The organism is Eggerthella sp., assembly GCF_048329335.1.
Taxonomy (GTDB): Bacteria; Actinomycetota; Coriobacteriia; order Coriobacteriales; family Eggerthellaceae; genus Eggerthella; species Eggerthella lenta.
The window spans coordinates 1-6,463 of record NZ_DBFEGU010000176.1; the positions used below are offsets into that span (position 1 = coordinate 1).

Sequence of the window (6,463 nt, forward strand, 5' to 3'; positions counted from 1 at the left end):
TCGTCTTCGTCAACCTGGGGCGTGCGAAACGGATCGAGAAATCCTATTCGGTCGTTTGGCGGGCTGATTTTGGCAAGAATTTCGAGGTAGGTAAAAGTTACATATATCTAACTTGGCTAAAAGCGAGCGTGTGAGAAAACCGACCAGGTGTTTTGCGCACAAGTTACGATGCAAAGACGGTCTTCTGGCGTCCCACATTCACCTAGCTCAAAATTTTTGCCATATTCTCGCACCTCGACGACAAGTCGCCGTCTATCGACCGTGCGATTTTCTCAAAAGAGGTTGCGAGCATGCTTGCGCTCTTCGCCAGGTTGCCGCATTGACGTACAATAAGCTGAAAGCGGAAAGCCGCGCGTATCCGCCGGTAACATGAAAGGGCTCATCATGCGAATTATGGCTTTGGATATTGGGGAGACGCGCGTGGGGGTTGCGGTGAGCGATCCGGGGGAACGGGTGGCTTCTCCGGTGGCCGTGCTGCCCGCCTCGGAAGTGCTGAACTGCGCGAAGCCGTTCCAGCGAGCGCTTGAGGATTGGGAGCCGGAGCTGCTGCTGTGCGGACTTCCCTACACCATGGCGGGCGCGGAGGGGCCTCAGGCCGCGCGCATTCGGAAAGCGGCGAAAACCATATCCGACGCCTGCGGCATCCCTTACGAATTCGCTGATGAGCGGTTAAGTTCGCAGGAAGCCAAACGGAGTTTGCGTGAAAAGGGCATGACCGAGAAGGCCATGCGCGGCAAAATAGATATGATAGCCGCAAGTTTGTTTTTGCAGGCGTGGCTTGACGCGCGCCGTGAGGCTTGATGGAAGAAGAGGATCAGTTCCATGCCCCAGCACAGGAAGCAAGTCACCTATTCTCAGCGTCCGAACCATGCAGCTCGCTCGGCTCATGCCCGGGGCGAGCGCCAGTTCCGTACGTACGATACCAGCTATATCCGCCCGAAGAAAAGCAAGGCTCCTGCTATAGTCGCCGCCGTTTTGGCCGTTCTCGTCGTCGGAGGTTTGGCGTGGGGCGCGCTCACCCTGTTCAACAGCTGTTCCGCGCAATCGGTCGAGCTTCTGGCCGAGGGTCAGGAGGCCACGATCACGGTGGCCGAAGGTGCTGGTGCCAAGGTCGTCGGAGAGCAGCTTGCGGAAGCCCGTCTGGTTTCCAATGCGGGAGACTTCACGAAGCGCGTCAACGAGATGGGCGTTGATTCCCAGCTCAAGCCCGGTACCTACACATTCGCGGGCGGTATGTCGCTCGACGCCATCATCAACCAGCTGACGGCCGGTCCGGTGGCGAACGCGCTCACCATCCCCGAAGGCAGCACGCTCGAGGCCGTTGCCCAGAGCGTGGCAACCTTCACCGAGAATCACATCACGGCGGACGCGTTCACGGCCGCTGCGTCGGATGCCAGCGCATACGCGGCCGACTACGACTTCCTGGCCGACGCGGGCACGAACAGCCTGGAAGGCTTCCTGTTCCCGAAAACGTACGAGATCGGCGACGATGCCACGGCCGAGTCGGTAGTGCGCATGATGCTCGACCAGTTCAAGACCGAGACGTCGGGGCTCGATTGGTCCTACCCGCAAAGCCAGGGCCTCACCATCTACGATGCCGTGAAGCTGGCTTCCATCGTTGAGCGCGAGTCGTCGGGCGACGAGCAGATCCGCGCCCAGGTGGCCTCGGTGTTCTACAACCGCCTGAACAACTTCGGCGATCCGAACTACGGCTTCCTGCAAAGCGATGCGACCACGGCTTACGAGCTGGGTCACGACCCCACCCCCGAGGATATCAAGAATCCAACGCCGTTCAACACCTACACGAACACGGGTCTGCCTCCCACGCCCATCTGCTCGCCGGGTCTCGATTGCCTGCAAGCCGTGTGCAACCCTGCGCAGACGAACTACTTCTTCTTCTTCTTCTACTTCGCGCCTGATGAAGGCGGTACGATGCAGTACTACTTCAGCGAAACGTACGAAGAGCATCAGCAGACGTTCTCCTAGGCCGTTAGCGACAACGCCATGTCTTTTCTCGAACCCGACCGCTACTTTGCGCGCATCTCGCGCATCGATATCGACCGCGACCTGCTGGCGCTGGGCTTTCGCAACGTGCTGCTGGACGTGGACAACACCATCCTCACGCGTGACACCCACGAAGTGCCGCGTGACGTGGGGTTCTGGCTGGCGAAGGCGCGCGACGCGGGCATTACGTTCTGCCTTGTGTCCAACAACTGGCACGAAGGGGTGTACCAGCTGGCGAACCGTCTTTCGCTGCCCATCGTGGCGAAGGCCGTCAAGCCGTTGCCGCCCGCGTTCCTCATGGCTTTGCGCAAGCTGGGAGCGAAGCGTTCCGAGACGGTGGTCATCGGCGATCAGCTGGTCACCGACGTCATGGGCGCGCATTTTCTGGGCATGAAGGCGTATCTGCTGGCTCCGCTGGTGGAGCAGGATCTGCCCCATACGCTGCTGCTGCGCAACTTCGAGCGCGTCGTCATGGGCGAGCGTAAGCCGGAGGGCGCCGCATCGACGTCGCAGAACGCCGTCCCCTGCGAGGATGAGGAACCCGACGCGCAGGGCGTCTGATGTGAACGAGCGAGCGAAAGGATCGTTATGACCGACACGCAAGCCGAACGGCCGGCCGAGAGCCTGTACCTCTTGGGACATCCCATTGCGCACTCTTCGTCGCCCGCGATGTACAACGCCGTGTACGAGCGCTTAGGATTGCCGTGGCGCTACGGTTTGGCTGATTGCGCGACCGAGGAAGAGGCGCGCTCGTTCGTGGAGGCGCGCGGCTTCCTGTCCATCAACATCACCACGCCGTACAAGCCGCTCGCGTTCGAGGCCGCCACGGCGAAGGCTGCCACGGCGAAGCTCGCCCAGGGCGCGAACGTGCTGGTGAAGAAGGGTGACGCGCTCATCGGCTTCAACACCGACGGCCAGGGCTGCGTGGCGTACTTGGAGCGCACGGGCTTTTGCTTCGCAGGCAAGCGCGTGGCCGTGTGCGGCACGGGCCCCACGGCGCTGTCCATCCTGCACGCATGCGCCATCGCCGGGGCGGACGTGGCCATGCTGGTCGGGCGCGACAAGGAGCGCTCCCGCAAGGTGCTCGAAGGCTACGTCGAGCGGTTCGGCCTGTTGGCAAATGCCACGGTGGACCTGCCGGCAGCGCAGGCGCACCATCGCAGCTTCCGCACGGCTTACGAGCGCACCACGTTCAAGTTCGGCAGCTACACCACGTCCACGAAGGCGCTGGCCGCCGCCGATCTCGTGGTGAACGCGACGCCGCTCGGCATGAACGAGGGCGACGGCTCGCCGTTCGACGTCGGGCTTCTGAGCGCGGGCCAGACCGTGTTCGACGCGGTATACGGCCACGGCGAGACGGCGCTCGTGCGCGCCGCGCGCGAAGCGGGATGCACGGTGCACGACGGCGCCGGGATGCTGGTAGCGCAGGCAGTGGCCACCGTGCACGCCGTGTGCGACCTCGCCGAGGTCGACGTCGCCCTGTCTGACGACGAGCTGTTCGCCTTGATGGCGGAAGCGGCAGGATTCGACCTGTAGACTTCCGTCATCCTGAACGGAACCGACTGGTTGCTTCGTCATCCTGAGCGGAGCGCGTAGCGCGGAGTCGAAGGATCCCGTGAGGCGCCAGCTGGAAGCGTCTCGGTTGGCACCGTACGGCATCCTTCGCGTCCCCGCTTCGCGGAGCCTCCCTGCGCTCGCTTCGCGTGCTCGGGAGTTCGACAGTCCACTGGACTGTCGAATGCTGCGCTCGCTCAGGATGACGAGTACGTGAGCCATAGGGATGGGGTTGATGACTCATTCGATGCGGATGCGGCGTGCGACCTGCTTTTTGCTAGCCTTGCCTGAACGGTAGGGTACAATACGATGCGAACCATTCGTATCAGCGCGGAAAGCGACAGACTATGCGATACCTAACAGCAGGCGAGAGCCACGGTCCGTGCCTGACGGCCATCGTCGAAGGCGTGCCCGCGGGCTTGAAGATCTCCGAATCGCAAATCAACACCGACCTTTCTCGTCGTCAGTCCGGTTACGGGCGCGGCGGCCGCCAACGTATCGAGCGCGATACCGTGGAGGTCGTCTCCGGCGTGCGCTTCGGCCGCACGCTGGGAACTCCTATCGCGCTCGTGGTGCGCAACCGGGACTGGGAGAACTGGACCGATCGCATGGCCGCGTTCGGCGAGGCTCCGTCCGACCTCGCCCGCGAGGTCACGCCACGCCCCGGCCACGCCGACCTCGTGGGGGCGCTCAAAACCGACACGTCCGACTGCCGCAACATCCTCGAGCGCGCAAGCGCCCGCGAGACAGCTGCGCGCGTGGCGGCGGCCGGCATCGCGCGCGAGTTCTTGGCCGACCTGGGCGTGGAGGTGTTCTCGTACGTCACGTCCATCGGAAGCGCGTCCTTCGAAGAGGACGACGCGTTCATGAACGCTCCCGACTACAAGCCGCTTGCTATCGAGACGAGCGAGGTGCGCTGTCCCGACGAACAGGCGACGGAGGCTATGAAGGCCGAGATCGACCGCGCGAAAGACGCGGGCGAGAGCCTGGGCGGCACGTTCCGCGTCGTGGTGACGGGGCTCGTGCCGGGCGTGGGCGGCTACGCCTCGGCAGGCGATCGTCTGACCTCGCGTTTGGGTGCTGCCCTGTTCTCCATCCCCGCCATCAAGGGCGTCGAGTTCGGCCTGGGCTTCGAAGCGGCACGGCGCGTGGGCTCCGAGGTGCACGACCCCATCGCGCTGGACAAGCAGGCCGGCTTCGTGCGCACGTCGAACAATGCGGGCGGCCTCGAAGGCGGCATGACCACGGGCATGCCCCTCATCGTGAGTGCGGCCATGAAGCCCATTCCCACGCTCATGACGCCGCTCGAGACGGTGAACCTCGACACGTTGGAAGTCGAAGAGGCGTCGAAGGAGCGCAGCGACACGTGCGCCGTGCCCGCCTGCGCCGTGGTGGCCGAGAGCGAGGTGTCGTTCGTGCTGGCCGAGGCGTACCTCGAGAAGTTCGGGCGCGATAACATGGCCGACATCAAGGCGGCCGTGAAAGCGTACCGCCAGCGGCTCAGGACGATGGCGCGATGAGGCACGAGGCTTCGAGACGACCTCGCGTGGTGGGGGAGCTTGCGCGCCCCGTGTTCTTCGTGGGATTCATGGGCGCGGGGAAGACGTCGGTCGCGCGACGGCTGGCGCGCACCTGCGGCGTGGCCTCGGTGGACATGGACACGTACCTCGAGCGCCGCGAGGGCAAGCGCGTGAAGGAGATCTTCGCGCAGGCGGGCGAGGACGGCTTCCGCGCCATCGAGACGGACGTGCTGCGCGAGCTGGCCGGCAAGGAGCCGCTGCTCGTGTCGTGCGGCGGCGGCGTGGTGAAGCGCGATGAGAACCGCGCCATCCTGCGCGATGCGGGGTTCGTCGTGTACCTGAAGGTCACGGCCGACGAGGCGAAGTCGCGCATCAGCGACACCTCCACGCGCCCTTTGTTCCAGGACCTCGATGCCGCGCGCAAGACGTCCGAGGAGCGCCTGCCCCTGTACGCCGACGTGGCTGACCTCACCATCGACACCGCCGGCAAGAACGTGGCTACCATCGCGCGCGAAGTGCAGAGCGCGCTCGAGAAGGAGGGCATCCTGTGCCTGCAACGAAAGTGATCGTCAACATCCCCGGCGAAGAAGCCTACGACGTGCGCATCGGCGGCGGCGTGCTGGCGAATCTGGGCGCGCATCTGCGCAAGCTGCCGGCGTTCGCCGAGTCGGACCGCGCGCTCGTCGTCACCGACGAGAACGTTGCGCCGCTGTACCGCGCCGACGCGAAGGAAGCGCTCGCGCAAGCCGGGTTCCGCGTGAGCGACATCGCCGTGCCGGCGGGCGAAGGCTCGAAGTCTGTCGAGGTGGCGGGAGAGATATGGGAGGCCATGGCCAGCCTTGCGCTCGGCCGCGACTGCGTGGTGGTGGCGCTCGGCGGCGGCGTGGTGGGCGACCTCGCCGGGTTCGTTGCCGCAACCTATATGCGCGGCGTGCCGGTGGTGCAGGTTCCCACGACGCTGCTATCTATGGTGGACTCGTCGGTGGGCGGCAAGACCGGCGTCAACCTGGCGGCCGGCAAGAACCTCGTGGGCGCGTTCAAACAGCCGGCGTACGTGTGCGCCGACACGGCCACGCTGGCCACGCTCGACGAACGCGAGTGGGCCTGCGGCTGCGCGGAGATAGCGAAGTCCGCGGTCATCGACTCGGACGACTTCTTCTTCTGGCTGGTCGACGCGGCGGGCGCGCTGGCGGCGCGCGACGAGGTGGTAGTAGAGGAGGCCATCGCGCGCTCGGTGGTGTTCAAGGCCGACGTGGTGGCCGCCGACAAGTCCGAGAGCAAGGGCGTGCGCGAGTGCCTGAACTACGGCCACACGTTGGGACATGCGGTCGAATCGCTGGCGGGGTACGGCGCGTTCTCGCACGGCGCGGCCGTGGCCGAGGGCA

At 64.8% G+C, this 6,463-nt stretch carries 7 protein-coding genes; all 7 read left to right on the top strand.

All coding sequences use genetic code 11. The features are described from left to right. Positions 1-384 precede the first annotated feature (384 nt). Positions 385-801 carry a Holliday junction resolvase RuvX gene (gene ruvX, locus ACMO6A_RS05840; protein ID WP_009306675.1) on the top strand — a complete coding sequence of 139 codons (417 nt, stop codon included), beginning with the start codon at positions 385-387 and terminating at the stop codon, positions 799-801. 21 nt (positions 802-822) lie between these two features. Further along, complete coding sequence (mltG, locus tag ACMO6A_RS05845; protein ID WP_349100742.1) at positions 823-1,986, top strand: endolytic transglycosylase MltG; 1,164 nt, start codon at positions 823-825, stop codon at positions 1,984-1,986. Between the two features lie 18 nt (positions 1,987-2,004). Beyond that, on the top strand, positions 2,005-2,565 hold the full coding sequence (locus tag ACMO6A_RS05850; RefSeq protein ID WP_114516359.1) for a YqeG family HAD IIIA-type phosphatase: 561 nt from the start codon (positions 2,005-2,007) through the stop codon (positions 2,563-2,565). Positions 2,566-2,592: 27 nt separating this feature from the next. Next, entirely contained in the window at positions 2,593-3,540 is a 948-nt protein-coding gene (locus ACMO6A_RS05855) for a shikimate dehydrogenase family protein (protein ID WP_114516358.1), read from the top strand. A gap of 365 nt (positions 3,541-3,905) precedes the next feature. Beyond that, complete coding sequence (gene aroC, locus ACMO6A_RS05860; RefSeq protein ID WP_009609385.1) at positions 3,906-5,078, top strand: chorismate synthase; 1,173 nt, start codon at positions 3,906-3,908, stop codon at positions 5,076-5,078. Further along, positions 5,075-5,644, top strand: coding sequence for a shikimate kinase (locus ACMO6A_RS05865; protein WP_192925343.1), 570 nt, complete (start codon positions 5,075-5,077; stop codon positions 5,642-5,644). The genes aroC and ACMO6A_RS05865 overlap by 4 nt, the downstream gene beginning before the upstream one ends. After that, the coding region (locus ACMO6A_RS05870) for a 3-dehydroquinate synthase family protein (protein ID WP_418470893.1) at positions 5,626-6,463 on the top strand (838 nt) is incomplete at its 3' end. The genes ACMO6A_RS05865 and ACMO6A_RS05870, both read left to right, overlap by 19 nt.